At 64.6% G+C, this 24,005-nt stretch carries 24 protein-coding genes and 1 pseudogene; 12 read left to right on the top strand and 13 right to left on the bottom strand.

Features of this window, described 5'->3' with window-relative positions; genetic code table 11:
- A pseudogene (locus BKY26_RS20675) lies at positions 1 to 176 on the bottom strand (zinc-binding dehydrogenase); the annotation flags it as partial.
- Between the two features lie 394 nt (positions 177 to 570).
- On the opposite strand from BKY26_RS20675, the gene pcaD reads away from it, so the two are divergent.
- From pcaD to BKY26_RS14075, 3 genes are read left to right on the top strand one after another with little or no spacing between them, the layout of a single operon-like run.
- Complete coding sequence (gene pcaD, locus BKY26_RS14085; RefSeq protein WP_071691025.1) at positions 571 to 1,368, top strand: 3-oxoadipate enol-lactonase; 798 nt, start codon at positions 571 to 573, stop codon at positions 1,366 to 1,368.
- The gene (locus BKY26_RS14080) at positions 1,365 to 2,693 is read left to right on the top strand and encodes a lyase family protein (RefSeq protein WP_071691024.1); all 1,329 of its coding nucleotides are present in this window, start codon (positions 1,365 to 1,367) and stop codon (positions 2,691 to 2,693) included. Before pcaD ends, BKY26_RS14080 begins: the two co-directional genes overlap by 4 nt.
- Positions 2,686 to 3,897 carry a TCR/Tet family MFS transporter gene (locus BKY26_RS14075; protein WP_071691028.1) on the top strand — a complete coding sequence of 404 codons (1,212 nt, stop codon included), beginning with the start codon at positions 2,686 to 2,688 and terminating at the stop codon, positions 3,895 to 3,897. Before BKY26_RS14080 ends, BKY26_RS14075 begins: the two co-directional genes overlap by 8 nt.
- 2 nt (positions 3,898 to 3,899) lie before the next feature.
- On the opposite strand, the gene BKY26_RS14070 is transcribed toward BKY26_RS14075, so the two are convergent.
- From BKY26_RS14070 to BKY26_RS14060, 3 genes are read right to left on the bottom strand one after another with little or no spacing between them, the layout of a single operon-like run.
- A complete protein-coding gene (locus BKY26_RS14070; protein ID WP_071691023.1) occupies positions 3,900 to 4,883 on the bottom strand; it encodes a threonine ammonia-lyase in 984 nt (327 codons plus the stop codon).
- A complete protein-coding gene (locus tag BKY26_RS14065) occupies positions 4,880 to 5,725 on the bottom strand; it encodes an alpha/beta fold hydrolase (protein WP_071691022.1) in 846 nt (281 codons plus the stop codon). The genes BKY26_RS14070 and BKY26_RS14065 overlap by 4 nt, the downstream gene beginning before the upstream one ends.
- Complete coding sequence (locus tag BKY26_RS14060; RefSeq protein WP_071691021.1) at positions 5,725 to 6,411, bottom strand: haloacid dehalogenase type II; 687 nt, start codon at positions 6,409 to 6,411, stop codon at positions 5,725 to 5,727. Before BKY26_RS14060 ends, BKY26_RS14065 begins: the two co-directional genes overlap by 1 nt.
- 199 nt (positions 6,412 to 6,610) lie before the next feature.
- Here BKY26_RS14060 and BKY26_RS14055 point away from each other — a divergent pair, with 199 nt between their 5' ends.
- Positions 6,611 to 7,039, top strand: coding sequence for an FKBP-type peptidyl-prolyl cis-trans isomerase (locus tag BKY26_RS14055; RefSeq protein ID WP_071691020.1), 429 nt, complete (start codon positions 6,611 to 6,613; stop codon positions 7,037 to 7,039).
- A 70-nt stretch (positions 7,040 to 7,109) separates the two neighbouring features.
- On the opposite strand, the gene BKY26_RS14050 is transcribed toward BKY26_RS14055, so the two are convergent.
- The 3 genes from BKY26_RS14050 to BKY26_RS14040 form a co-directional block, all read right to left on the bottom strand.
- The gene (locus BKY26_RS14050) at positions 7,110 to 7,898 is read right to left on the bottom strand and encodes an enoyl-ACP reductase FabI (RefSeq protein ID WP_071691019.1); all 789 of its coding nucleotides are present in this window, start codon (positions 7,896 to 7,898) and stop codon (positions 7,110 to 7,112) included.
- Positions 7,899 to 7,904: 6 nt separating this feature from the next.
- Complete coding sequence (gene fabB / locus BKY26_RS14045) at positions 7,905 to 9,134, bottom strand: beta-ketoacyl-ACP synthase I (RefSeq protein WP_071691018.1); 1,230 nt, start codon at positions 9,132 to 9,134, stop codon at positions 7,905 to 7,907.
- Positions 9,135 to 9,307: 173 nt separating this feature from the next.
- Positions 9,308 to 10,045 carry a heparin lyase I family protein gene (locus tag BKY26_RS14040; RefSeq protein WP_071691017.1) on the bottom strand — a complete coding sequence of 246 codons (738 nt, stop codon included), beginning with the start codon at positions 10,043 to 10,045 and terminating at the stop codon, positions 9,308 to 9,310.
- Positions 10,046 to 10,103: 58 nt separating this feature from the next.
- Between BKY26_RS14040 and BKY26_RS14035 the strand changes: the two genes are divergently transcribed.
- Entirely contained in the window at positions 10,104 to 11,699 is a 1,596-nt protein-coding gene (locus tag BKY26_RS14035) for a winged helix-turn-helix domain-containing tetratricopeptide repeat protein (RefSeq protein WP_131541876.1), read from the top strand.
- Between the two features lie 354 nt (positions 11,700 to 12,053).
- Complete coding sequence (locus BKY26_RS14030; RefSeq protein ID WP_071691016.1) at positions 12,054 to 12,800, top strand: hypothetical protein; 747 nt, start codon at positions 12,054 to 12,056, stop codon at positions 12,798 to 12,800.
- Between the two features lie 31 nt (positions 12,801 to 12,831).
- Here the strand turns inward: BKY26_RS14030 and fabA are convergent, their stop codons facing one another.
- Positions 12,832 to 13,341, bottom strand: coding sequence for a bifunctional 3-hydroxydecanoyl-ACP dehydratase/trans-2-decenoyl-ACP isomerase (gene fabA / locus BKY26_RS14025; protein ID WP_071691015.1), 510 nt, complete (start codon positions 13,339 to 13,341; stop codon positions 12,832 to 12,834).
- 189 nt (positions 13,342 to 13,530) lie between these two features.
- On the opposite strand from fabA, the gene irrA reads away from it, so the two are divergent.
- From irrA to typA, 3 genes are all read left to right on the top strand, one after another.
- On the top strand, positions 13,531 to 13,947 hold the full coding sequence (irrA, locus tag BKY26_RS14020) for an iron response transcriptional regulator IrrA (RefSeq protein ID WP_071691014.1): 417 nt from the start codon (positions 13,531 to 13,533) through the stop codon (positions 13,945 to 13,947).
- Positions 13,947 to 14,186, top strand: coding sequence for a hypothetical protein (locus tag BKY26_RS20285; RefSeq protein WP_158514343.1), 240 nt, complete (start codon positions 13,947 to 13,949; stop codon positions 14,184 to 14,186). The genes irrA and BKY26_RS20285 overlap by 1 nt, the downstream gene beginning before the upstream one ends.
- A gap of 86 nt (positions 14,187 to 14,272) precedes the next feature.
- The gene (gene typA, locus BKY26_RS14010; RefSeq protein ID WP_071691012.1) at positions 14,273 to 16,093 is read left to right on the top strand and encodes a translational GTPase TypA; all 1,821 of its coding nucleotides are present in this window, start codon (positions 14,273 to 14,275) and stop codon (positions 16,091 to 16,093) included.
- A 63-nt stretch (positions 16,094 to 16,156) separates the two neighbouring features.
- On the opposite strand, the gene BKY26_RS14005 is transcribed toward typA, so the two are convergent.
- The 5 genes from BKY26_RS14005 to BKY26_RS13985 form a co-directional block, all read right to left on the bottom strand.
- Positions 16,157 to 16,846: a hypothetical protein gene (locus BKY26_RS14005; protein ID WP_071691011.1), complete on the bottom strand. Its 690-nt coding sequence runs from the start codon at positions 16,844 to 16,846 to the stop codon at positions 16,157 to 16,159.
- A gap of 123 nt (positions 16,847 to 16,969) precedes the next feature.
- Positions 16,970 to 17,728, bottom strand: coding sequence for a hypothetical protein (locus tag BKY26_RS14000; RefSeq protein WP_131541875.1), 759 nt, complete (start codon positions 17,726 to 17,728; stop codon positions 16,970 to 16,972).
- A 47-nt stretch (positions 17,729 to 17,775) separates the two neighbouring features.
- The gene (locus tag BKY26_RS13995; RefSeq protein ID WP_071691009.1) at positions 17,776 to 18,354 is read right to left on the bottom strand and encodes a hypothetical protein; all 579 of its coding nucleotides are present in this window, start codon (positions 18,352 to 18,354) and stop codon (positions 17,776 to 17,778) included.
- On the bottom strand, positions 18,351 to 18,584 hold the full coding sequence (locus tag BKY26_RS13990; protein WP_071691008.1) for a hypothetical protein: 234 nt from the start codon (positions 18,582 to 18,584) through the stop codon (positions 18,351 to 18,353). The genes BKY26_RS13995 and BKY26_RS13990 overlap by 4 nt, the downstream gene beginning before the upstream one ends.
- Positions 18,581 to 19,168 carry a riboflavin synthase gene (locus BKY26_RS13985; RefSeq protein WP_071691007.1) on the bottom strand — a complete coding sequence of 196 codons (588 nt, stop codon included), beginning with the start codon at positions 19,166 to 19,168 and terminating at the stop codon, positions 18,581 to 18,583. Before BKY26_RS13985 ends, BKY26_RS13990 begins: the two co-directional genes overlap by 4 nt.
- A 147-nt stretch (positions 19,169 to 19,315) precedes the next feature.
- Here BKY26_RS13985 and BKY26_RS13980 point away from each other — a divergent pair, with 147 nt between their 5' ends.
- The 3 genes from BKY26_RS13980 (at position 19,316) to BKY26_RS13970 (ending at position 23,908) form a co-directional block, all read left to right on the top strand.
- Entirely contained in the window at positions 19,316 to 20,626 is a 1,311-nt protein-coding gene (locus BKY26_RS13980) for a capsule biosynthesis protein (protein ID WP_071691006.1), read from the top strand.
- Positions 20,627 to 20,717: 91 nt separating this feature from the next.
- Positions 20,718 to 21,839: a polysaccharide biosynthesis/export family protein gene (locus tag BKY26_RS13975; RefSeq protein ID WP_193600195.1), complete on the top strand. Its 1,122-nt coding sequence runs from the start codon at positions 20,718 to 20,720 to the stop codon at positions 21,837 to 21,839.
- Between the two features lie 8 nt (positions 21,840 to 21,847).
- On the top strand, positions 21,848 to 23,908 hold the full coding sequence (locus BKY26_RS13970) for a capsular polysaccharide biosynthesis protein (RefSeq protein ID WP_071691005.1): 2,061 nt from the start codon (positions 21,848 to 21,850) through the stop codon (positions 23,906 to 23,908).
- Positions 23,909 to 24,005: the final 97 nt, after the last annotated feature.

Here is a 24,005-nt window from a genome sequence, read left to right as displayed (position 1 = left end):
ACCGCCGGCAGGTCGCCGCCCCATCCGCCGTCGATGAAGGAGATATCGGAATGGCAGATGGCGACGGCATCGAGCTTGACCTCGACCTCGCCCTGCATCGGAGCCCGCAGCTCGATCTCCTCGATGGTCAGCGGCTCGCCGAAGGCGTGGCAGACGGCGGCTTTGACTTTTGTCATGTGGCGATTCCTCCCTCGCGCTTTGGGACGAGACTGCGGGGCATGGGGGCAGGGTTCAAGAGGCGAGAGCGGCAAATCGCGTGTTCCGTCGCGACATTTCCGGGGCCAAATCGGGGGGCGCCATGCGTACACCCCCCGTACACCATGCGTGCATATGAAACGCGGTTTCGCCGCCTGCGGCGTCGACCGGGGAGCGGCCCTCGTCAAGCCCCTCCGGGGCCCTCCTCGGGCCGCGTTGCCACGGGATATCGGGGCGGGTGGTCCTGAAAGCCCGGCGGGGGCTTGGGCGGATGCGTCGGGATGCCTCCGGCAGAGGTATTTTGGCCAAGATGAAAGGGCGGGTTGCAGTTTACGGGGCGGTGTCGGAGAAGGACGTCGAAAAGGAGGCTGCAAGATGGCGCAGGTCGATATCGGGCATGTGACGCTGAATGTGGTTGAGGGGGGATATCCAAACGGGGCAGCGGTGGTCTTCGCGGGTGCGCTCGGGACCGATCTGTCGATCTGGGATGAACTCTGGTCCCTGCTGCCCGACTGCTATCGGCTGATCCGCTATGATCTGCGTGGGCATGGGGATAGCGAAGTGCCCGCCGGGCCCTATTCCATGGGATCGCTGGTGCGCGATGCGGAGGCGCTGCTGGACGCGTTGGCGGTGCGCGACGCCGTCTTTGTCGGGCTTTCGGTCGGCGGGCTGATCGCGCAGGGGCTTGCGGTGAAGCGGATGGACCAGGTGCGGGCGCTGGTGCTGTCGGGCACCGCGCCCAAGATCGGCACCAAGGCAGGCTGGCAGGACCGGATCGAGGCGGTGCAGACGGGCGGACTGGCGGCGGTCTCTGACGACCTGATGGCGCGGTGGTTCTCGCGCAGGTTTCGGGCTGCCGGGGGCGATGCCCCGATCCGCGCCATGGTCGAGCGGCAGGACCCGGAGGGCTATGCGGGTGTCTGCGCGGCGATTGCGGGAACCGACTTCATCACCCCCACAAGCGGGCTGCGTCTGCCCACTTTGGTCACCGTCGGAACCGAGGACCGGTCCACGCCGCCGGATCTGGTCCGAGACCTGGCGGACCTGGTCCCCGGATCGCGGTTCGAGCTCTTGCGTGGGGCCGGGCATCTGCCTTGCGTGGACTCTGCCCCGCTTTTCGCCGAAAAGCTAACCGGGTTCCTTACCGCCATCGGACATGGAGAGACGGCATGAGCATCAGCCCCTTCGACAGCGCGCTTTACCGTGACCTGTTCACCGACCGGGAGGTGGCGACGCTGTTCACCGACACGGCCGAGATCCGGGCCATGCTGGTGGTGGAGGGGATGCTGGCCAAGGTGCAGGGCGCGCTAGGCGTGATCCCGGCTGACAGCGCCGCGTTCATCCACCGTTCCTCGCTGGAGGTGCAGATCGACCCGGCGGGGCTGGCCGAGGCCACCGGGCAGAATGGCGTCTGCGTGCCCGCTTTGGTCGCGGCGTTCCGCAAGGAGATGGAGGCGCCCGAGCATGCGCAATACGCCCATTGGGGGGCGACGTCGCAGGACATCATCGACACCGGACTGGCCCTGCGGCTGCGGCAGGCGCTGGCACTGATCGAGACGCGGGGCGACCGGCTGGCGCAGGCTCTGGCGCGGCTGGCGAAGGCACATGCCGACACGCCGATGGTGGCGCGCACCTATGGGCAGACCGCGAACCCCACGAGCTTCGGCGCGGTGGCGGCGGGGTGGGGCTGGCCCTGGCTGGCGCATAAGGACAGGCTGTCGGCGATCAGGCCCCGGCTGCTGGTGGTCACGCTGTCGGGGGCAGCGGGAACCGGGGCGGCGCTTGGACCTAATGCCGCGGACACGCGGGCGGCCCTGGCAGAGGCGCTGAAACTGGCCGATCCGGGGCGGTCGGTTCACGCGACGCGTGACCATGTGGCGGACCTGGCGGGCTGGCTGACGCTGGTGGCGGGCAGCCTCGGCAAGATGGGCGAAGACCTGATGGCCATGGCGCAAAGCGATGTGGGCGAGATCCGGTTTGCGGGGGCGGGCGAAAGCTCCACCATGCCGCAGAAACAGAACCCGGTGGGGGCCTCGGTGCTGATTGCGCTGGCGCGCCATGTGCAGGCGCTGAACGGGGCGATGCAGGGCGCGGCGCTGCACCGGCAGCAGCGGGACGGGGCGGCGTGGTTCACCGAATGGCTGAGCCTGCCCGCGATGGTGATGGGCGTGGCAAAGGGGCTGTCCATTGCCGCCGATCTGGCCGAAACGCTGGAGCCGCAGGCGGAGGTCATGGCGGCGCGGTTGAACGATCCGCTCGGGCTGATCCATGCGGAGGCCCTGTCCTTCGCGCTGGCCGCTCACATGCCGCGACCGGAGGCGCAGGCCGTGGTAAAATCCGCCTGCAAGGAGGCCATAGCGACGGGCACACCGCTGCTGGACCTGCTGGAGGCCGCCCATCCCGGCGCGCCGCTGGCCGGTGTCACCGATCCGCTGACCGCAATGGGGACTGCCCCCGACGAGGCGCGGGCCTTTGCGCAAGCGGTGGCCGGTGACTGACCGCCTGCCGCTTTACTTCATCCTTATCACCGTGGCGCTCGATGCCATGGGGATCGGGTTGATCATGCCGGTGATGCCCGACCTGATCCGCGAGGTGCAGGGCGTGGACCTGTCCGACGCTGCGGTCTGGGGCGGGATCCTGGCGGCGGTCTTTGCGGTCATGCAATTCGTGTTTTCACCGATCCTTGGCAGCCTGTCCGACCGGTTCGGGCGGCGGCCGGTGCTGCTGATCTCGATGGGGGCGCTGGCGCTGGATTACGTGATCATGGCTCTGGCGGGCACCATCGGCTGGCTGCTGGTGGGGCGGGTGTTGGGCGGCATTACATCGGCCACCCATGCCACCGCGAATGCCTATATGGCCGACATCACCAAACCCGATGAACGCGCGGCGCGGTTCGGCCTGCTGTCTGCGGCCTTCGGGGTGGGCTTCGTGCTGGGGCCGATGTTGGGCGGGCTGCTGGCCGGGCTGGACACCCGCGCGCCCTTTTGGGTGGCGGCGGGGCTGGCGGCGGCGAATTTCGCGCTTGGGCTGGCGGTTCTTCCCGAGTCGCTGCCGCGCTGGAAGCGGCGGGCGTTTCAATGGGCGCGGGCCAATCCGCTTGGCGGGCTGATGCAGATCGGGCAGTTGCCGGGGCTGGGGTGGATGCTGCTGATGCTCTTCTTCTACACCGTCTCGGGCTATGTCTATCCGGCGATCTGGGCCTATTTCACGCAAGCCGCCTTCGGCTGGAGCACAACGGTGGTGGGGCTATCGCTGACCGCCTATGGGGTGTGCATGGTGGCGGTGCAGGCGGGGTTGGTGCGGCCCGCGATGGTGCGGCTTGGCGAGGTGCGGGTGATCCTCTGGGCGCTGGTGCTTGAGGTGGTGATGCTGGGCGCCTTTTCGGTGGTGGGCACGGGCTGGATGGTTTGGGTGCTGATCCCCTTCGCGGCCCTGGGATCCATCGCGACCCCGGCCATCACGGGCTATATGAGCCGCCGGGCGGGGGACGACCAACAAGGTGAGTTGCAGGGCGTCATGGCCTCGGTCAACGCGCTGTCGATCGTGGTGGCCCCGCTGGCGATGACGCAGGTGTTTTTCTGGTTCACCCGAGAGGGCGCGGTAGTATATTTCCCCGGCGCGCCGTTTGTACTGGCGCTGCTGCTGATGGGGGTGGCTTTGGGGCTGTTCCGGGTGGGGCTGCGGTCGGGGCAGGAGGTCTGAGGCTATGCCCCCTCCCCGAACTCCTCCAGCACCTTCGCGAACAGCTCGGCGTCCACGTTGCCGCCCGAGGCGACGGCGATCACCGCGTCGCCCTCTACCGTTTCGGGGTGAAAGAGCGCGGCGGCAAGGGCGATGGCGCCGCCGGGTTCCAGCACCAGTTTCAGCCGCGAGAAGGCCAGCGCCATGGCGCGCAGGCAGTCGCGTTCGGGGATGACCACGCCGGGACCGCAGAGCCGGTGCATGATCGGGAAGGTCAGTTCGCCCGGACTTGGCGTGATGATCGCATCGCAGAGCGAACCGGAGGTGCGGGCATTGCGTTCGATCTGGCCGGAAGCGAGCGAGCGGGTGACATCGTCGAAGGCTTCCGGCTCCACCGGTCGGGCGCGCAGGCCGGGGGCGCGGGCCTCCAGCGCCAATGCGATGCCCGAGGTCAGCCCGCCACCGCCGCAGCAGACCAGCACATCCGCCTTGGTCACGCCTTCGGCAGCCGCCTGTTCGGCGATCTCCAGCCCCACGGTGCCCTGTCCGGCGATCACATAAGGGTTGTCGAAGGGTTTGATCAGCGTGAGGCCCCGTTCCTTCGCCAACCTGTCGCCAAGGGCGTCCCGGTCCTCCGACGCGCGGTCATAGGTGATGACCTCGGCCCCCAAAGCGCGGGTGTTGTCGATCTTCAGGCGCGGCGCGTCGGCGGGCATGATGATGACGGCGGGCACCCCATGGAGCTTGGCGGCAAAGGCCACCCCCTGCGCGTGGTTGCCCGAGGAAAAGGCGATGACGCCGCGCGCGCGTGTGTCGGGGGGCAGCGCCGAGACCGCCGACCAGCCGCCGCGAAACTTGAAACTGCCGGTGTGCTGCAGCGCCTCGGGCTTGATCAGCACGCGGCGGCCCGCGATCTCGTCAAGGAAAGGCGAGGACAGAAGCGGCGTGCGCCGCGCATGGCCCTTCAGGCGGTCGGCGGCGGCCTCGATCAGCGTGATATCGGTCATGTCAGACGGTCCAGGAATTGGGAGATGACGGAAAGGCTTTCGGGTTCATCGAGAAACGGCACATGGCCCCGGTCGGCCACGTCCGCAAAGATCATGTCGGGGTGCATGTCGCACATTTTCGCCGCCGTGTCGGGGGACAGAAGATCGGAGTTTGCCCCCCGGATCAGTGCCAGCGGCAGCCCCTCCAGCGCCGCCAGAAGCGGCCAGAGATCGGGGGCGGGCTGGCCCTCGGCGGCTTTCATCTGGTCAAGCGTGGCGTCGCGCAGTTTCGGGTCATAGCGCAGCGAGAGGCTGCCATCCTCGCCCACAGCCCACACCCGGCGAATGTAATTGGCCCATGTCTCAACCGGCACATTGGGGAAGCGTTTGCCCATGCGTTTTGGGATTTCCCGCAGCGCGGTGTCAAAATCGGGGTCCGTGGGCGGCAGGCCCAGATAACCCATGATGTAGGTCAGCCCGGCGGGCTCGATCACGGGGCCGATATCGTTGAAACAGACGCCCGCCAGCCGGTCCCGCGCCGTGGCCGCCAGCGTCATCGCCACCAGCCCGCCGCGCGAGGTGCCGAGGATGGCGGCCTTGTCCAGCCCGAGGTGATCCAGCAGGCCGATCACGTCCTGGCTTTCCTGAACCACATTGTAGTGGCTGTAATCAGGGTCATAGCCCGAGGCCCCGCGGCCGCGGAAATCCATGCGGATCACGCGCGCGCGATGCGCGAAATGATCCACCACCGGTTCGAAATCATCCATGTTTCGGGTGAGGCCCGGCAGGCAGAGCAGCACGGGCCCCGCGCCCCGGTCGTCAAAGGCGAGCTTTAGCCCGTCGGCGGCGTTGAAATGCTCCATCACAGGGCCTCGGCAATCTGGGGAACGGTGGTCAGGTCCGATGCGATCCGGTCGGGCGCGTCGGGCAGCCGGTCCAGCGGCTCTCCCGCGCGGTTGACCCACAGAACCCGGAAGCCGAAGGCGCGGGCCGAGGCCGCGTCCCACCCGTTGGAGGACACGAACAGCACCTCGTCCTTGTCACAGCCGAAGCGGTCAGTCACCAGCTTGTAGACGCTGGCATCGGGCTTGAAGATGCCAACCGTTTCGACGCTGAGAATATCGTCCAGCACATCGCCCACCCCGGCGCTGTCAACGGCACCTTTCAGCATCGGGGGCGAGCCGTTGGACAGGATCGCGGTGTTCATGCCGGCGGCCTTCAGCGCAGCCAGCATCGCGGGCACCTCGGGAAAGGCCGCAAGGTTGAAATAGAGCCCGAGCAGCTTTTCGCGCAGATCGGGGTCGCCCTGCCCGGTTTTTTCCAGCGCCCAATCCAGCCCGTCCTGGGTGACCTGCCAGAAATCGGTGTGCTGGCCGGTCAGGGCCCGGATCCAGGTATATTGCAGCTGCTTGGCGCGCCAATGGGTGGACACTTCCTGCCAGACGGCGGCGAATGCCTCCTGCCCCGGTTCGGCAGCGACCGCGCGGGCGGCGGCGTTGACGTCGAAGAGCGTCCCGTAAGCGTCGAACACGCAAGTGGTGATGGTCATGGCCTGTCCCCTTTTGGCCCCCGTTGAAAGGCAGAGTTGCATAGCGGCGCGGCGGGGAAAAGCCACCCCGGCGGCTTTTCAGGATTCGCGGTTTACATCGGGGCATGGCCTGATAGCCTTGTGGCCACATCTGCGGAAGGATGGGCCGGGATCGGCGCCCACCCCGCGAAAACCCACCCCCCACACACAGGATGACTTCATGACAGAGGCCACTTCAGGCAGCAAAGTTGCGTTCCACTACACCGGCACGCTGAACGACGGCAGCGTTTTCGACAGCTCGGAAGGCCGCGATCCGCTGAGCTTCACGATGGGGGAAGGCCAGATCATCCCCGGACTGGAAGCCGCGTTCGAGGGCCTGAAAACGGGTGATGCGAAGACGGTGACCGTGCCAGCCGACCAGGCCTATGGCGACCGCGATCCGAACGCGATGCAGCAGATTCCGCGCGATCAGATCCCCGACAACATCCCGACCGAACCCGGCACCCAGTTGCAGATGCAGGCCCCGAACGGGCAGGCCATCCCCGTTGTCGTGGCCGAGGTCAGTGAAACCCATATCACGCTCGACGCCAACCACCCGCTTGCCGGGCAGGATCTGACCTTCGCGGTCGAGGTCGTTTCAGTGGACTGAAACGCATGGCGGCACCCGACGGGTGCCGCCCCTGCCCCGCCGGTCCGGCGGGGCGCAGGCCTGAAACCTCTCAGAGGTTCTCCGGCTGCATCATTCCCAGCACGTGATAGCCCCCATCGACGGTGATGATTTCGCCCGTCGTGCAAGCGCCGTAGTCGGACGCCAGATAAACGGCGGTTCCACCGATCGACTCCAGCGTGGCGTTGTCGCGCAGGGGGGCGTTGTCGCGCGCGGTGTTGAAGGTCTTGCGTGCGCCCGAAATTGCCGCCCCTGCCAGCGTCTTCATCGGGCCGGGCGAGATCGCGTTCACGCGGATCCTGTTCGGCCCCATGTCATTGGCCAGATACCGGACCGAGCTTTCCAGCGCTGCCTTGGCCACGCCCATCACATTGTAGAACGGCGTTACCCGGTTCGACCCCATATAGGTCAGGGTCAGGATCGTGCCGCCGTCGGTCATCAGCGGTTCCGCCCGCCGGGCCACGTCGATCAGCGAATAACAGGAGATCGTCAGCGAGTTGCGGAAATTGTCCCGCGTGGTGTTGATGAAGCGCCCGCCAAGTTCGTTCTTGTCGGAAAACGCAATCGCATGGACCACGAAATCGAGCTTGCCCCATCTCTCGCCGATCTGCCCGAAACAGGCATCGAGCGAGGCATCGTCGGTCACGTCCACATCGACCAGCAGATCGACGCCCAACTGATCCGCCAGCGGCTTGACCCGCTTGCCGAACGCATCGCCCTGGTAGGAAAACGCAAGCTCCGCGCCCTCGGCCCGCATGGCCTTTGCGATGCCCCATGCGATCGAGCGGTCATTGGCGACGCCCATGATCAGCCCGCGTTTGCCCTTCATCAAATCAGCCATCTGGAATTATCCGTTATATCTGGAAAGCAGCATGGAGCCGTTGGTGCCCCCGAAGCCGAAACTGTTGGTCATCACCGTGTCGAGGCCCGCGTTCTCTACGTAGTCGGTTGCGACCTCGCCGGGGTTGATCCCCTCGGCCAGGGTTTCGACATTGATCGAGGGGGTGATGAAATCGCCCTTCAGCATCAGAAGGCAGAATATCGCCTCCAACGCGCCCGCCGCGCCCTGCGCGTGGCCGGTCATTGACTTGGTGGAGCTGATCGGCGGCACGTTGCCCTCGCCGAAGACGCGGCGCACGGCGGCGACCTCGCCCACATCGCCCACAGGCGTCGAAGTGCCGTGGGCGTTGATATAGCTGACCTTGCGGCCCTCGGGCAGCGTCTGCAGCGCAAGCCGCATCGCCCGTTCACCGCCCTCGCCCGAGGGGGCCACCATGTCATGCCCGTCGGAGGTGGCTGCAAATCCGGTCACTTCCGCGTAGATCGTGGCGCCGCGCGCCAGCGCGTGGTCCAGATCCTCCAGCACCACGATGCCGCCGCCGCCGGAAATGACGAAGCCGTCGCGGCCTTCGTCGAAAGCGCGAGAGGCCTTGGTGGGGGTGTCGTTATATTTCGAGGACATCGCGCCCATGGCGTCGAAGAGGCAGGACAGCGTCCAGTCCAGTTCCTCGCCCCCACCGGCGAACATCACGTCCTGCTTGCCCATCATGATCTGTTCCGCCGCATTGCCGATGCAATGCAGGGACGTCGAACAGGCGGAGGTGATGGAATAGTTGATGCCCTTGATCTTGAAGGCCGTGGCAAGGTTGGCCGAGATCGTGGACGACATGCATTTGGGCACCGCGAAAGGCCCGATCCGCTTGGTCGCACCAGAGGACAGCACCGTCTGATGCGCGGCCAGCATGGCAGAGGTCGAGGGCCCGCCCGATCCCGCCACCAGACCGGTGCGCACGTTGCTGACATGGTCGTCGGACAATCCGGCATCGGCAATCGCCTGCGTCATGGCGATATGGGCATAGGCCGCGCCCGGCCCCATGAACCGCAGGGCGCGCTTGTCCACATGTTCCTTGGGGTCGATCTTGAGCGTGCCCGCGATCTGGCTGCGGAACCCGTGTTCGACCATCTCGGGGCTGGCTTCGATACCGGAGCGACCCGCCTTCAGGCTGGCCGTGACCTCTTCGGCATTGTTCCCGATCGACGAGACGATCCCAAGGCCCGTGACAACTACTCGGCGCATGTGGCCTCCCTTGCTTTGCTCTCATCTTAGTAGGGCATTGCCGGGGGCAGGTGCAAGGTGGCGTGTCTGTTCCCGCAATGGGTTCGACCAGGGGATCCGAAGGACAAGAAGCAAAACTTATGGGGGTGGTTGGCCAGAGCAGGAACAAGTTGGTGAGGCGTGGGGGTCGGCTCCTACCACGCGGTGATCCGGATATTTCGGAACGAGACTGAAACATTGTCCGTGTCGGCGATATTCATACCGCCAAAGAGACCATACCTGAACTGAATCTCACTTCCTTCGGCCAGGTTGGGGCGACCGCTTCCATCGACGATTACCTCGCCATCGCATTCGACCACAAGCACACCGGGCGTTTGATCCCTGAGGGATTGGCGGGGCGTTGAGTCATACTGGATGCGCACGGCGACGCTGTGCCATTCCCCAAATTCTTCGGCAGGGATGCAGGTCTGCGCCCGGAACGTGTAGCCACCGTTGTTCAGCTCGAACCCGTAGAGCATGTCGGTGCCGGTTTCGAGCTGGCCTACTGTCAGCCGTGCATTGGTGGCAGAGTAGCTGAAATCCTCCGGAATGAAGATGTCCCACTCGTATAGGCGGCGGTCTCCGGCGCTTGATGTCGCTGTTTCGTAATACTCGATCCGGTTTCTTTGCCGCCCACAATCGGAGGTCATGATTTGCAGCTCGTCAGAGAAATACTCGAAATCGCTGCACTCGCCGGGAAGAAGCCGGAAGGTTTCGCTACCGTCGGCATTGCGAACGGGAGCATCTTCACGCGGGGTGATCAGGTCGAACTCCTGGGCAGCCGCCGGGACGGACAGGAGCAGGAGTGCAACAACCGGAAAGCTGTGCCACGACGCCGCCCCATGTGCCGATCCGGTTGACCGAACACTCGCTATTCTCGTTGCGCGTTTCATAACGTATCCTCCATCTAGGGAGCGGATGACGCCCCTGCGTTTTGCCTAAGGGCCGCTGATGGGAGAGAAGGTGCAGCGGCCTGAGGCACTGGTCGGAGTAGAGAGCCTGGGGATGCGTTTCGCCAAACGAAATAGGTTGAATTCTTTTGAAATACGCCTTGGAAGCGTGACCCTGGATTGCGCTTCAGGCCGCGTTTATGACGATACCGGGACAGAGCTCGACCTGCGCTACCAATCGCGTGAAGTCCTATCCTTTCTCGCTGAGACACCAGGGCGCACGGTCACAAGAGACGCCATGATCGAGCGCATCTGGTCGGGCAGGGCCGTTTCGCCCGACAGCGTGGCACAATGTATCGCCGAAATACGCCGCGTGATTGGCGACGCGAAGAAAACCATCGTCGAAACCGTACCGCGCGAGGGATATCGGCTGGTCCCCACCCGGCAAGACGCGCCCCGCCACCGGTCGCCCGCCGAACCGCCGGTGATCGCGGTCCTGCCCTTCGATGATCTGAGCGCCGCCCCGCACAAGGGCTTTCTGAGCGATGCGGTCAGTGAGAACATCATCACGGCGCTCGCGCGCAATCCGCAATTGACGGTGATCTCTCGCAAGTCGGCCGCTCAGTTTCGCGAAACCGAACTCGGTATCGCAGACATCGCCGCGCGGCTGAGGGCCGACTTCATCGTCGAAGGCAGCCAGCAATATGACGGAGAACAGCTGCGCATCACGGTACAGCTGATCGACGGTGTGACCGAGGCGCATATCTGGGCCGAGGAAATGGATGTGCCCCTGGCGGACCTTCTGGAAACCAACAGTCGGATCAGCGCGAGGATCGCGAATGCCATTGGCTTCAGCGTTGTTGATACGGCTGAGGCCAAGATGTCGGCGGGGGATGTGAACGCACTGATGATCACGAACGCCGCGCAAAGCAGGATCATGCGCAATTTCAACCGCGAGAACCTGCTGATCAATCTGCAAGAGCAGGAAGTGGCGATCCGGGACTATCCGGACTCCGCCTGGGGGTATCTGGGCCAGGCCCTTGCCTTGCGAAACGGGCTGCGCCACGGCTGGATCGAGGGCGACGAGGCGGCGGCACGCGAACGTATGGAACGGCTGGCGCGCAAAGCCGTGGAACTGGACCCGAACAATTTCATGGCTTACCTCGCACTCGGGCGCGTGATGCTATTCAACCGGGATGTTCCCGCGGCCATTGGCGCTTTTCGAAGAGGGGCGGAGCTGAACCCGTCTTCGTCGTTGGTCCTCGTCGGTCTGGCCGATGCGTTGGTGTTCGTGGGCGAGACCGATCAGGCGCTCGACGTGATCGCGCAGGCGGAACGGATCGACCCGCTTTATGGGTTCAGTGTCGTATGGACGAAGGCCTGGGCGCTTTGGCAGGCTGGAGAGTGCCAGACCGCGCTGGAGGAATTTCTCGGGTGTCCGTCAATGCCGGTGGCTGCCTACAAGGATCTTGCGGCCATCCATCACTGCCTTGGGAACAAACAAAAGGCGGCAGATGCGATCGGCGCATATCTCGCTCAGAACCCGACCTACACGCTTACAAGGATAAGGGCGGAACACACCGGGATGTGGACGGCCCCGGGGGCGCTCGACCGCTGGCTCGCAGTCATGGAGGCCGTGGGGGTGCCCCCGGAATGACTGGTTCTCGCGCACAGAATACCGGCCATCATCCTGTGTTGTCGTGACGCTCAACCCCCGATAGCTGATCTGCCCGCTTTCAGGCTGACCGTGATCTCGACGGCGTTTTCCCGATCGACGAGACGATGACAAGGCGCGTGACAGGTCATCGGCGCATGTAGCCTCCCTTGCTTTGCAGTCGCCTCATCCGGGTATCGACGGGGGAAGGTGTACAGAGAAGAGGCGGGGGTGTTTTGCCAAGCCTGTTCCGCTGAGTGTCGAGTGGATTGATGCAGATCATGGCACAGGCCGCATTCCACGGCAGAGCATGCGGTGCATTGCGGGGCAGGCCCGCGGCTTGAGAGGAGAAAACATATGCTGCTTCCAGCTCAGATGGTGGTTCCTTTGGTACTCTTGCGCCGGCTTGTGGTCCTTTTGATCGGTCTGGTCCTTCCCTTGCAGGCCAGCGCACAGACCGCTGTGGTGGACTACTACGAGGATCTGCGCCTTAGCGGTCTTGTGACGGATCTGACCTATGGGCTGCGTCAGGAGGGCGGACAGTGGGTCACGACCTCACCCGATTGGGGAACGCCGATGCCGATCATGGTGGATGGGCCGAACGGGTATGTGCGCATCATGGATGAGGGCACGGGCGGAGGCAGTTTCGAAACCCAGATCGTGCTTTGGCGGCAAGCCGACGATCTGCCCCTAGTGGGCATTGCCGAGACCAGCTTTGACCCGGCGGCCGGGCAATCGCGGCTTCGTTTCTTTGCGCATGATCGGCATCAATGGGATGAGCTGACGGGGTATTCCTGGCCCGAAGTGACGCTGTCCGATTTCATGACATCGGACATGACAATCGGCGATCTGCGGGATCTGCGGGCGATCCGCGCTGCCGTCTATGTGGAATTGCCTCGCCAGGGTCTCCGCCCCGAAGCGCGGCTGGTCTATCCTGAGGAGGAGGTGCGGGCCGTCTGCAATGGCGAGGAGTGGTACGTGCCGGCCGATCCGGCGCCCTACCTGCGTTTTTGCGAGACCCTGGGCGCGCGGCTTTTTCACCGGATCCCCTTCGACTGGGACCCGGTGTCGGTTGTCTTCCGGCGTGGGATGCCGAGCCGTTGAACAGACCGCCGCTGGCTTTGGCGGTATTCGCTCAGCTCTCGCTCAGCGCGACCTTCATGTCCTTGACCTGATAGATCACCTCGCCATCGGCCTCGACGATGCCGTCGGCGACGCCCATGGTCAGGCGGCGGGTCTGGATAGCCTTGGTGAAATCCACCTTGTAGGTCAGCATTTTGCGGTCGGGGCGGACCATGCCGGTCAGCTTCACTTCCCCCACGCCGAGCGCATAGCCGCGCCCCTGCCAGCCGCGCCAGCCGAGGTTGAAGCCGGTCAGCTGCCACAACCCGTCAAGGCCAAGGCAGCCGGGCATGATCGGGTTGCCGGGGAAATGGCAGGAGAAGAACCACAGGTCGGGGGTGATGTCGAACTCGGCCACCACGTGGCCCTTGCCGTGCAGACCGCCATCGCCCGAGATGTCGGTGATCCGGTCCATCATCAGCATCGGCGGTTCGGGCAATTGCGCATTGCCGGGGCCGAACAGCTCTCCGCGCGCGCATTTCAGTAGATCGTCCCGATCGAAGCTCGTGGGATAGTCTGCCATGTGTCCTCGCCCCTTCCCGTCAGTCTACGGCCGTCTGTGCGGCCAAATTCGACATCCCCTAGCACCTGCACAAGTGGGGACGCAAGGTAACACCTGTTGGCCCCGCGACGGTGCGTCAACCCGAATCCGTTTGAAAACCGGTGCCCTGCGCGCCTATATTACATGTCAACACGCAAGATGAGACCCCAGATGACGCCAGAAGCTCTTGAACGCAGCACCAAATGGCTCGCCCAGGCAGACCTCCGTCCCACCCGTCAGCGCCTGTCGCTGGCGACGCTTCTCGTGGGTGACGGGCAGGACCGGCATGTGACGGCGGAAGGCCTGCATGCCGCCAGCGTCGCGGCGGGGGACAAGGTGTCTCTGGCCACGGTCTACAACACGCTGCGCGCCTTCTGCGAGGCGGGGCTGGTGCAGGAAGTCACCGTTGATGGCACCCGCAGCTATTTCGACACCCGCATGGACGATCACCCGCATTTCTATTTCGAGGAGGACGGCCAACTGGTCGACGCCGCGAAATCGGAACTGAAGATTGCCGCCCTGCCGACCCCGCCCGAAGGCTATGAGGTTGCCAAGCTCGACGTGGTGGTGCGCCTGCGCAAGGTGTGATGCCCCGACCGCGACACCCGGTTCGGACGGGAATTTCCGGGCTCTTTGCTGCTGTGTTCACTTGGGCGTTCTACGAAAGATACTGGCGTCATCGCGACTGCTTCAATGACCTTGGACGCTGTTATGACCCGGAAACACAAACGGTGATCACCGAAAGCGCGGCGTTCTGGGGCGTTTTTGCAATGGTGTTCGCCGTCGTGTTTCTGCTTCAGTTGATGCGGCGCGGCGACAGGGCCTGACCCGACGGGCTGATTTGCTCTGGCCTTTGGCCGGACATCCCTGTAACGGCCATGCCAACTCAGCTTATCTTGAAAGGCCCACTGTGATGGACCTCCGCAATATCGCGATCATCGCGCATGTCGACCATGGCAAAACCACCCTCGTTGACGAGCTTCTGAAACAGTCCGGCGCCTTCCGCGCCAACCAGGCCGTGGCCGAACGGGCCATGGATTCCAACGATCTGGAACGCGAACGCGGGATCACGATCTTCGCCAAGCCCACATCGGTTGAATGGAAAGGCACGCGGATCAACATCGTCGACACCCCCGGCCACGCCGATTTTGGCGGCGAGGTGGAGCGGATTCTCTCCATGGTCGATGGTGTGGTGCTGCTGGTCGATGCCGCCGAAGGCCCGATGCCGCAGACGAAATTCGTGACCTCCAAGGCGCTGGCGCTTGGGCTGCGGCCCATCGTGGTGCTGAACAAGGTCGACAAGCCGGATGCAGAGCCTGACCGGGCGCTGGACGAATGCTTTGACCTCTTCGCAACGCTGGACGCCAGTGAAGACCAGCTCGATTTCCCGCATCTTTATGCCTCGGGCCGGTCCGGTTGGGCGGATGCGGAGTTGGACGGTCCGCGCAAGGACCTGCATGCGCTGTTCAACCTTATCGTGAACCACGTGCCCAAGCCGAAGCAACTGGCCCATCAGGGCGAGGATTTCCGGATGCTGGCCACCACGCTCGGCTCCGATCCTTTCGTGGGTCGCCTGCTGACCGGTCGCGTCGAGTCCGGCAAGCTGAAGGTCGGTGCGACCGTGCAAGCGCTCAGCCGCATGGGTGAGAAGGTGGAACAGTTCCGCGTCACCCGCATCCAGGCGTTCCGGGGCCTGGCGCAGCAGGATATCGAGGAAGCGCAGGCCGGTGATATCGTGTCCCTTGCGGGCATGACCAAGGCCACTGTGGCCGACACCATCTGCGCACTGGCCGTGGACGAGCCTCTGGCCGCGCAGCCGATTGACCCGCCCACCATCACCGTCACCTTCGGCATCAATGACAGCCCGCTGGCGGGCCGTGACGGCAAGAAGGTGCAGTCCCGCGTCATCCGCGAGCGCCTGATGAAAGAGGCGGAATCGAACGTCGCCATCAAGGTCACGGACACGCCGGGCGGCGAGGCCTTCGAGGTTGCGGGCCGGGGCGAATTGCAGATGGGCGTCCTGATCGAGAACATGCGCCGCGAGGGGTTCGAGCTGTCGATCTCCCGCCCGCAGGTGCTGTTCCGCGAGGATGGCGACCAGAAGCTGGAGCCGATCGAGGAAGTCACCATCGACGTGGATGACGAGTATTCCGGCGCGGTGATCGAAAAGCTGACCGGCCCCCGCAAGGGCGATCTGGTCGAGATGCGCCCCGGTGGTGCGGGCAAGACCCGGATCATCGCCCATGTGCCCTCTCGCGGGCTCATTGGCTATCACGGCGAGTTCCTGACCGACACGCGCGGCTCTGGCGTTCTGAACCGGGTGTTCCACGAATGGTCCCCTTATCGCGGGCCGATTCCGGGGCGTCGTCAGGGCGTGCTGATCTCGATGGAGAATGGCACCTCCGTGGCCTATGCGCTGTGGAACCTCGAAGACCGGGGCAAGATGTTCATCGGCGCGCAGGAACCGGTCTATACCGGCATGATCATCGGTGAACACAGCCGTGACAACGATCTGGAAGTGAACCCGTTGAAGGGCAAGAAGCTGACCAACGTGCGCGCGTCCGGCACGGATGAAGCGGTTCGCCTGACCACGCCGGTCACCATGACGCTGGAACAGGCCATCGCCTATATCGACGATGACGAGCTGGTGGAGGTCACGCCGAACGCGATCCGCCTGCGCAAGCGCTATCTCGACCCGCATGAGCGCAAGCGCCAGTCCCGCGCGGCGGGGTGAATGCAAGCAAGGGGCCTGCCGATACCTGGCAGGCCCCTTATTCGTTTCGGAGCTGTGTGCGGATCAGCGGGTCAGCAGCTCGCGCAGATGGGCAATCGCAGCATCGGACAGATCCCGGTCTGCTGCGATCAGCTGGAGTTCCTCATCCGCGGCTTCCTCGGCTTCCTGGTACTCGGCGGCAGCGCTATCGGATATTCCGGCGAGCTCGTCCAGGCGGGTCTCATGCGCATCGGCGGCCTCAAACTCTGCTTCCAGCGCTTCAAGATCCTCATCATAGGTTTCTGAGCTGACATCCAGATTGTCGATATCGCCCTGGATTTCGTCCGTTGTCCGACCCGTCCATCCGTCACGCTCCGCAATATAGTCTGCGTAAGCTTCCTGCCATTCGGCGTAGGCGGACTGAACCTCGCCATAGGCTTCACGCAAAGGGACCAGCTCGCCCACACGGCTGTTGGCCGCTGCGTTCAGGAAGGCTTGTTCATTGGCATGGGCCGCATTCAGTGCACCGAGTTCCCGCGCAACCGTGCCATGGCCATTGCCACCGGCATTCCCGTTCCCCCCGGCGTTGCCATTCCCGCCAGCGTTGCCATTCCCGTTTTCACCGCCATTGCCATTCCCATTCCCACCAGCATTTCCGTTGCCTTGTGCCTCTGCGACACTTGCGGTGGAAAACGTGATGCCAACCGTGGCGACGGCAACACTAAGGGCAATCAGAGAACTGGTTACGACCATTTTCGCTGTATTCTTTTTCATTGTCAGGCTCCTTGGTCATATCGCTGCTCACATCTCTTCATGAGTTGGGCGAAGTCATGTCATTTCCAAGCCCATATTACGAGCACTGACGATGGCAGCATCGGCTTGTCGGCGGATCCTCTCTTACGAGGACGCATAGTGAGGGGGATTTCCGCCGGAGGAGTAGAACACGTGCAAGGTGGCAAGTGACCGCCGAACCGCTGCCACTGGCAGCCCGTCGATGCGAAGTTCAGGATCGTCCCCACCACTTCGAAGCGCTTTGTCCAGCACCGTTGCAAGCTCCGATGCCAGCGCCTTCGCCTCATCCTCGCGGCCTGAGAGCGACAGAAGTTCCAGTGGGCCCGCCTCGGTCAGGGCGCTGTCGGAAAGCGAAATGGACTTGGGGGCCGGCCTGAGTGGTTCAGCCAGCATCTCGGCCAGATGGGTCTTCAATCCCCGCGAGGCAATGCGCTTGGATTCCAGTTGTCTGTCGGCCACGACAGAAAGGATTTGTCTCGCGGCATCCTCGTTGCCCGTAAGGGCATGAAGCCGCGCAGCGCAAAGCATAAGGCCGGGGCTGTCGTCCGCGTTCTCGCCAATCACCTCAGAGACCGCGTCGACCCGTCCGGCATCCATCAGGGCGGAGGCCAGGTCTCGGCGCAGCATCGGCTCGGTTACCGGTTCATTGCGGGGCGACACGAGGCAAGCGCCGCCTTTCACTTGATTCAGTGCTTCCTGCAACGTCGGGATGTCGGCAGCAGGCAAGTCAATCACCTCGCGCCGAACTGGTGCCCTCTCTTCCCTCTGCCTGTCCTGCGTTTGGGCGCGGCGGCGTTTTTCGCGCCGGTTCCGCCAGAGGATCGACAGCAGCATGACCGGCACGATGGCGATCTTGAGGATCATCAGCAAATTGTCTTGCGAGAGGCCGGTCATCGGGGCGGGTGCGGATCTCAGGCCGGTTGAGCGGCGGCGAAGAACCGGTCTGCCGGGATTGCCCCCGCAAGTTTTCCCGCCGCGCACCATTCGCGTTCCACGGCGGTGGCCGAGACCAGAACGACCCCGTCGGCGGGCAGACCCCGCTCGCGGACCATCCCTTGAATCCGGTCGCGCATGGCCGACCAGCTTTCGGTGAAGCGCGGTGCGGGGGCGGCATGGTCCAGCAGGCCGGGATTGGCAGAGAGCAGGGCGTCAGGATGCGCGGGCGCATAGATGGCGGCCAGCCGGTCCGCTGCGCCCTCCAGCCCCTCCAGCCGCTCTGTCACATGGTCCGGCAAGATGAGCCGCCTTGGCGTCATTTCCAGCGCGTTGCCCGAAAACAGGAAGGCCACCACGTCATGGCCCGACGCCGCACGAATCGAGGCATAGGTCGTGTAGTCGATCCCCAAACGCTTGGCGCGGGCGACGCGGACACGGACGATTTCAATGGGCAGGGTCTTCAGCAGCGATTTGCGCGCCTTGCCCCAGGCCAGTTTGCGAAAGCCGAAGCCCGCCTCAATCGACGGTCCGCCGTTATGTCCGATACCGCTCATCGCATGGTCTCCTCTTCATCCAGCCAAGCGACGGACCTGCGTGCATCGCGCAGCACCTCGCATTCGCTGGCAAATTCATCCGCCGCATAAAACACCACGCGCCAGCCATGCGAGTCTTCGGGGTCGCGGCGGCATTCCAGCCAAATGTGGCGTTCCGGGCCGATCTGCACAAGATCGAGGCAGCGCAGCCCGGTCTGATCGTTGATTGATCGGGTGACGACCCGGCTCACGCCCAGTCCTGCAAGCGCGCGACGTAGCGGGCCAGCGTGTCGATTTCCAGATTGACCTTGTCGCCGACCTTGGCATCGCCCCAGGTGGTGACCTGCTGCGTGTGCGGGATGATGTTGACGCCGAAATCGCAGCCATCGACCTCGTTCACCGTCAGCGAGGTGCCATTGAGCGCCACCGACCCCTTGGGCGCGATGAATTTCGCCAGCGCCTCGGGTGCGCGGAAGGTGAAGCGGGTGCTTTCGCCCTCGTCCACCATGGCGACGATCTCGGCCATGCCATCCACATGGCCCGACACGATATGCCCGCCAAGCTCATCCCCCACTTTCAGCGCCCGTTCCAGGTTGAGCCGCCTACCCTCCGCCCAGGTCTGGATCGTGGTGACCGAGACGCTTTCGGCAGAGATGTCCACGTCGAACCAGCCCTCGCCCAAAGCCACGGCCGTCAGGCAGACCCCGTCGCAGGCAATCGACGCGCCGATGTCGATGGTTGCGGTGTCATAGCTGGTAGCGATCCGCGCATGAAGGTCGCCGCGCTGCTCCAGCCGCTGGACGGTGCCGATATCGGTGATGATGCCTGTGAACATGAGGGCGCCTTTCGCATTGCTCCCCCTGACCTAGCCGCCCTGTCCGCATCCGACAAGTCCCCGATAACGGTCATATTAACGGCACAAACCGGCCCTCATGACGCCCATGACAGGTGCAATCCTGCGCCACAAAGGTTACCAGTTCTTATGTTTACGAGGTCCCCCGTGCCCGCAAAGGCCATCCACACCAGATCCTTCCTGTTTCTTCAGGGGCCGCATGGCCCGTTCTTTCACCGCCTCGGCAAGATGTTGCGTGCAGCGGGGGCAGAGGTCTGGCGGGTGGGCTTCAACCAGGGTGACAGCGCCTTCTGGCATCACCGCCCCAGCTATATCGCCTATACCGGGCGGCCAGAGGATTGGCCCGACCGGCTGGCGCAGCTGCTGGACGACAAACGGACCACCGATATCGTGCTCTATGGCGACACGCGGCCCATCCACGCGGCGGCGGTCGAGGCGGCGAAGGCGCGCGGGATCACCGTGCATGTCTTCGAAGAGGGTTATCTGCGCCCCTATTGGGTGACCTATGAACGCGGCGGGTCAAACGGACATTCGCGGCTGATGCAGACACCCGTTCCGCAGATGCAGGAGGCCCTGAAAAACCTGGACCTCGACCTGCCCGACGCGCCCGCCAGATGGGGCGACATGCGTCAGCACATCTTTTACGGGGCGCTCTACCACTGGTTCGTGATGTTCCTGAATGTCCGCTATCGCAACTTCCGCCCCCACCGGAATATCACCGTGGCGCGGGAACTCAGGCTCTACCTGCGCCGGATCGCGCTGATGCCCGCCTATGCACTGAACCGCATGTATGCAACGTGGAAGATCAAGACCGGCGGCTTTCCCTATCATATTGCCCTGCTGCAACTGGAACATGACGCGAGTTTCCAGAACCATGGCCCGTTCGCCAGCATGACAGAGTTTCTGGAAATGCTGATCGAGGGCTTCGCCAAAGGCGCGCCGCAGCATCATCACCTTGTCCTGAAGGCGCACCCGCTGGAAGATGGACGCGCGCCCATCCGGCGCACCATTGCGCGGGTGGCTCGGCAGCACGGCATTTCTGGCCGGGTCCATTACGTGCGGGGCGGCAAGCTGGCGGGGTTGCTGAACGACGCGCGCAGCGCCGTCACCGTCAATTCGACCGCCGCGCAACAGGCGCTGTGGCGGGGCCTGCCGCTGAAAGCCTTTGGAACGGCGGTCTATCTGAAACCGGAATTCGTTTCGACGCAGCCCCTGGATGAGTTCTTTCAGCGTCCGACCCGGCCCGACAGCAAGGCTTATCGCGACTATCGGCACTACCTGCTGGAGACCTCTCAGATCACCGGCAGCTTCTATTCGGCACGCGGACGACGGCAATTGCTGCGTCAGGTGGTCGATATGATGCTGTCGCCAGAGGACCCCTATGACTCGTTGGAGGCGGGCCGCCCTGCACCTCGGCAACACCTGCGCGTCGTTAACTAATGAAAACTGGCCATGGCGACAGAAATTCGCTAATGTGGCAAAAAATATAAACGAGGCAGTACAGGCAATAAGGAGCCAATCCGTGAAATTTATGGCTTCCCGAGGGGCGCGGTTTGTCGCCCTCTTGGTGGTTGTGTCGCTGGTGGCCACATGTGGCCTGCCGCGATCCGGCCCCAACAGACGCGAGCTGTTCGCAGGATCCGTGCAGCGAGAGGGCGATGCCTTCGTCGTTTCCGTCAATGACCGCGTGTTGCGTGCCACGGCCCTGGTCGAGGCGCTTGGCTTTTCGTCGGACTTCATCAATGCGGGCCAGCTTGGCTCTGACACGATCCGTCCGGGCGACACGCTGTCCCTGTCGATCTGGGAAAACGTCACCGATCCGCTTCTGGGGCCGCAGGGTACGCCCTCGACGGTGCTCGATGAAATCCAGGTCGATGGCGCGGGCTTCATCTTCATCCCCTATGCGGGCCGCGTGCGGGCCGCGGGCAACACGCCCGACCAACTGCGCCAGATCCTGACCCGCAGCCTGGATGAACAGACCCCCGATCCGCAGATCATCGTGCGCCGGGTGGCAGGCAATGGCGCGACCGTTTCGGTGGCAGGCGTGGTCGGCGGTCAGGGCATCTACCCGATCGACCGGCCTACCCGCACCCTGTCGGCCATGCTGGCCGCGGCTGGCGGCGTCACGGTCGAACCCGAGATCGCCCGCGTGACCGTGGTGCGCGGCGACCATACCGGGACGATCTGGTTCAACGACCTCTACGCCAATCCCGAACTGGATATCGCCCTGCGCGCAGGTGACCGGATCCTTGTCGAAGAAGACACGCGATCCTTCACGGCGCTTGGCGCGACCAATGCCCAGACCCGCGTGCCCTTCGATACGCAGACCATCTCGGCCATCGAGGCGATTGCCACCGTGGGCGGGCTGAACCCCAACCTGGCGGATCCCACCGGCGTCTTCATCCTGCGCAACGAGCCAGAGGCAATCTCGCGGCAGGTTCTGGGCCGCAACGATATCAGCGGCACACAGCGGATGATCTACGTGCTCGACCTGACCGAACCCAATGGCATGTTCCAGGCGCGGGATTTCGTGATCCGCGATCAGGACACGCTCTATGTGACGGTCGCACCGTTCGCCCAGTGGAACCAGGTGATCGGCGCGCTGACCGGCACGCTTGCCACCGCCGGTTCGATCAGCAGCCTGGCCGAATAAGGCCCCGCATGACGGGCCACGCCCAAGATACGCCCGCCGGAGCCGCAAAGCCCCGGCGGGCGTTCTATGTCACCGGCGGGTTTCTGACCAATCGCCGGGTGCGCCGCATTCTGGAACTTGCAGGCCATGACCTGACGCTTGGCAAGCCGAGGACGGGCGAAGATGTGCTGGTCTGGGGCCACAGCCCCTATGCGGCGCGCGGCGAGAAAGCCGCCGAGGCGACCGGCGCGCATGTGGTGCGGGTCGAGGATGCCTTCCTGCGGTCGCTTCATCCCGGCCGGTCCGGGGAGCCACCGCTTGGCCTGACCATCGACCGGCGCGGCGCGTGGTTCGACAGCCGCCAACCCTCCGATCTGGAGCATCTGCTGGCCACCCATCCGCTGGATGACACGGCGCTGCTCAACCGGGCGCGGGATGCCATCGCACGGATGCGGGAAAACCACCTGACCAAATACGCCGCTGTCGATCCCACACTCGCCGCACCGCCACCCGGCTACGTGCTGGTCATCGACCAGACGAAAGGCGATGCCTCGATCCGGCTTGGCGGCGCATCGGAGCGGACATTCCGCGAGATGCTGGTGCTGGCGCAGGAGGAAAACCCCGGCGCGCGCATCGTCATCAAGACCCATCCCGAAACGACGGGTGGCCACCGCCCCGGCCATTACGGCGACAATGACACGAACGACCGGATCAGCCTGTGCACCGATCCGGTCAGCCCCTGGGTGCTGATGGAGGGCGCGACGGCGGTCTATACCGTGTCCTCGCAACTGGGCTTTGAGGCGATCCTTGCCGGCCACAAACCGCAGGTCCTCGGCCAGCCCTTCTATGCTGGCTGGGGCCTGACCGGGGACCGCAACCCGGTGGCCCGCCGCAAACGCCGCCTGACGCGGGCGCAATTGGTGGCCGGGGCGCTGATCCTCTACCCGCGCTGGTACGATCCCTATCGCGACCGTCTTTGCGGGCTGGAGGATGTTCTGGCGACGCTGGAGGCCGAGGCCCGCGCCTGGCGGCAGGACCGGCGCGGCCATGTCGCCTGCGGGATGCGCGCCTGGAAGCGCGGACCGCTGCAAAAGATGTTCGCCGCGTCCGGCCCCACCCTGCGCTTTGCCGAGACGCCGGGAGGGGCCGTGCAGCACGGCCGCCCGGTACTGGTCTGGGCCGGGAAGGAAACGGACGCGCTGCGCGAGGCCTGCGACCGGGCCGCCCTGCCGCTGACACGGGTCGAGGACGGGTTCCTCAGATCGCGCGGGCTGGGGGCGGAGCTTGTCCCGCCGCTCAGCCTCGTTACCGACGATCTGGGCATCTACTACGACCCCACCCGCGTCAGCCGTCTGGAGCAGCTGATCACCGAGGCGGCCAGCCTGCCCCCCGAACGGTTGCAAAGGGCCGAAAGGCTGGTGGCGGCCCTGGTGGCCACGGGGGTCGGAAAATACAACCTTGGCGGCGCAACGGGGCTGCCCGACAGCGGCGGGCGGGAAATCGTTTTGGTTCCGGGGCAGGTTGAAGACGACGCCTCGATCCGGCTCGGCGCCGGTGAGGTGCGGAGCAACCTCGCGCTCCTGCGCGCGGCGCGGGCGCGCTACCCGGACGCCTTCCTGGTCTACAAGCCGCATCCCGATGTGGAAGCCGGGCTGCGCAGCGGGCGGATCGACGCGCAAACCCTGGCCGGTCTTGCCGACCACGTGGCGGACCGCGCCGATCCCATGGCGCTGCTCGCCGGGGCCGACAGGGTGATGACGATGACGTCCCTGATGGGGTTCGAGGCGCTGTTGCGCGGGGTTCCGGTCAGCGTGACGGGCGCGCCCTTCTATGCCGGGTGGGGATTGACCGAGGATCTGGGCCCGGTGCCGGCACGGCGCCATGCACGGCCCCCGCTCGCGGCCTTGGCCCATGCCGTGCTGATCGCCTACCCGCGCTACCATGACCCGGTGACCGGACGGCCCTGCCCAGTGGAGGTGGTGGTGGAGCGGCTCGCCTCGGGGCAGATCCCCGCTCCCGCGATCCGGCTCCGGGCGCTGGCAAAGCTTCAGGGCTGGTTTGCCGGCCATGCGTGGCTCTGGCGGCGCTGACATTCTGGGCGCACGAATTTTCTTCGAAGAAAATTCCGCCCTGGGACCGGACAGTCTGGGCTTTTCAATCCGACCCGATCGGAAAATCGTGGAGAGG

This window comes from Nioella sediminis (assembly GCF_001879695.1).
Lineage (GTDB): Bacteria > Pseudomonadota > Alphaproteobacteria > Rhodobacterales > Rhodobacteraceae > Nioella > Nioella sediminis.
The sequence above is the reverse complement of the archived record's forward strand: the minus strand, read 5'-3'. Positions and strand labels throughout refer to the sequence as shown.

Excerpts from the sequence above, each read along its gene's own strand:
- pcaD (WP_071691025.1), top strand. The coding sequence starts at position 571 with ATGGCGCAGGTCGATATCGGGCATGTGACGCTGAATGTGGTTGAGGGG.
- BKY26_RS14080 (WP_071691024.1), top strand. The coding sequence starts at position 1,365 with ATGAGCATCAGCCCCTTCGACAGCGCGCTTTACCGTGACCTGTTCACC.
- BKY26_RS14070 (WP_071691023.1), bottom strand. The coding sequence starts at position 4,883 with ATGACCGATATCACGCTGATCGAGGCCGCCGCCGACCGCCTGAAGGGC.
- BKY26_RS14065 (WP_071691022.1), bottom strand. The coding sequence starts at position 5,725 with ATGGAGCATTTCAACGCCGCCGACGGGCTAAAGCTCGCCTTTGACGAC.
- BKY26_RS14060 (WP_071691021.1), bottom strand. The coding sequence starts at position 6,411 with ATGACCATCACCACTTGCGTGTTCGACGCTTACGGGACGCTCTTCGAC.
- BKY26_RS14055 (WP_071691020.1), top strand. The coding sequence starts at position 6,611 with ATGACAGAGGCCACTTCAGGCAGCAAAGTTGCGTTCCACTACACCGGC.
- BKY26_RS14050 (WP_071691019.1), bottom strand. The coding sequence starts at position 7,898 with ATGGCTGATTTGATGAAGGGCAAACGCGGGCTGATCATGGGCGTCGCC.
- fabB (WP_071691018.1), bottom strand. The coding sequence starts at position 9,134 with ATGCGCCGAGTAGTTGTCACGGGCCTTGGGATCGTCTCGTCGATCGGG.
- BKY26_RS14040 (WP_071691017.1), bottom strand. The coding sequence starts at position 10,045 with ATGAAACGCGCAACGAGAATAGCGAGTGTTCGGTCAACCGGATCGGCA.
- BKY26_RS14035 (WP_131541876.1), top strand. The coding sequence starts at position 10,104 with ATGGGAGAGAAGGTGCAGCGGCCTGAGGCACTGGTCGGAGTAGAGAGC.
- BKY26_RS14030 (WP_071691016.1), top strand. The coding sequence starts at position 12,054 with ATGCTGCTTCCAGCTCAGATGGTGGTTCCTTTGGTACTCTTGCGCCGG.
- fabA (WP_071691015.1), bottom strand. The coding sequence starts at position 13,341 with ATGGCAGACTATCCCACGAGCTTCGATCGGGACGATCTACTGAAATGC.
- irrA (WP_071691014.1), top strand. The coding sequence starts at position 13,531 with ATGACGCCAGAAGCTCTTGAACGCAGCACCAAATGGCTCGCCCAGGCA.
- BKY26_RS20285 (WP_158514343.1), top strand. The coding sequence starts at position 13,947 with ATGCCCCGACCGCGACACCCGGTTCGGACGGGAATTTCCGGGCTCTTT.
- typA (WP_071691012.1), top strand. The coding sequence starts at position 14,273 with ATGGACCTCCGCAATATCGCGATCATCGCGCATGTCGACCATGGCAAA.
- BKY26_RS14005 (WP_071691011.1), bottom strand. The coding sequence starts at position 16,846 with ATGAAAAAGAATACAGCGAAAATGGTCGTAACCAGTTCTCTGATTGCC.
- BKY26_RS14000 (WP_131541875.1), bottom strand. The coding sequence starts at position 17,728 with ATGATCCTCAAGATCGCCATCGTGCCGGTCATGCTGCTGTCGATCCTC.
- BKY26_RS13995 (WP_071691009.1), bottom strand. The coding sequence starts at position 18,354 with ATGAGCGGTATCGGACATAACGGCGGACCGTCGATTGAGGCGGGCTTC.
- BKY26_RS13985 (WP_071691007.1), bottom strand. The coding sequence starts at position 19,168 with ATGTTCACAGGCATCATCACCGATATCGGCACCGTCCAGCGGCTGGAG.
- BKY26_RS13980 (WP_071691006.1), top strand. The coding sequence starts at position 19,316 with ATGTTTACGAGGTCCCCCGTGCCCGCAAAGGCCATCCACACCAGATCC.
- BKY26_RS13975 (WP_193600195.1), top strand. The coding sequence starts at position 20,718 with ATGGCTTCCCGAGGGGCGCGGTTTGTCGCCCTCTTGGTGGTTGTGTCG.
- BKY26_RS13970 (WP_071691005.1), top strand. The coding sequence starts at position 21,848 with ATGACGGGCCACGCCCAAGATACGCCCGCCGGAGCCGCAAAGCCCCGG.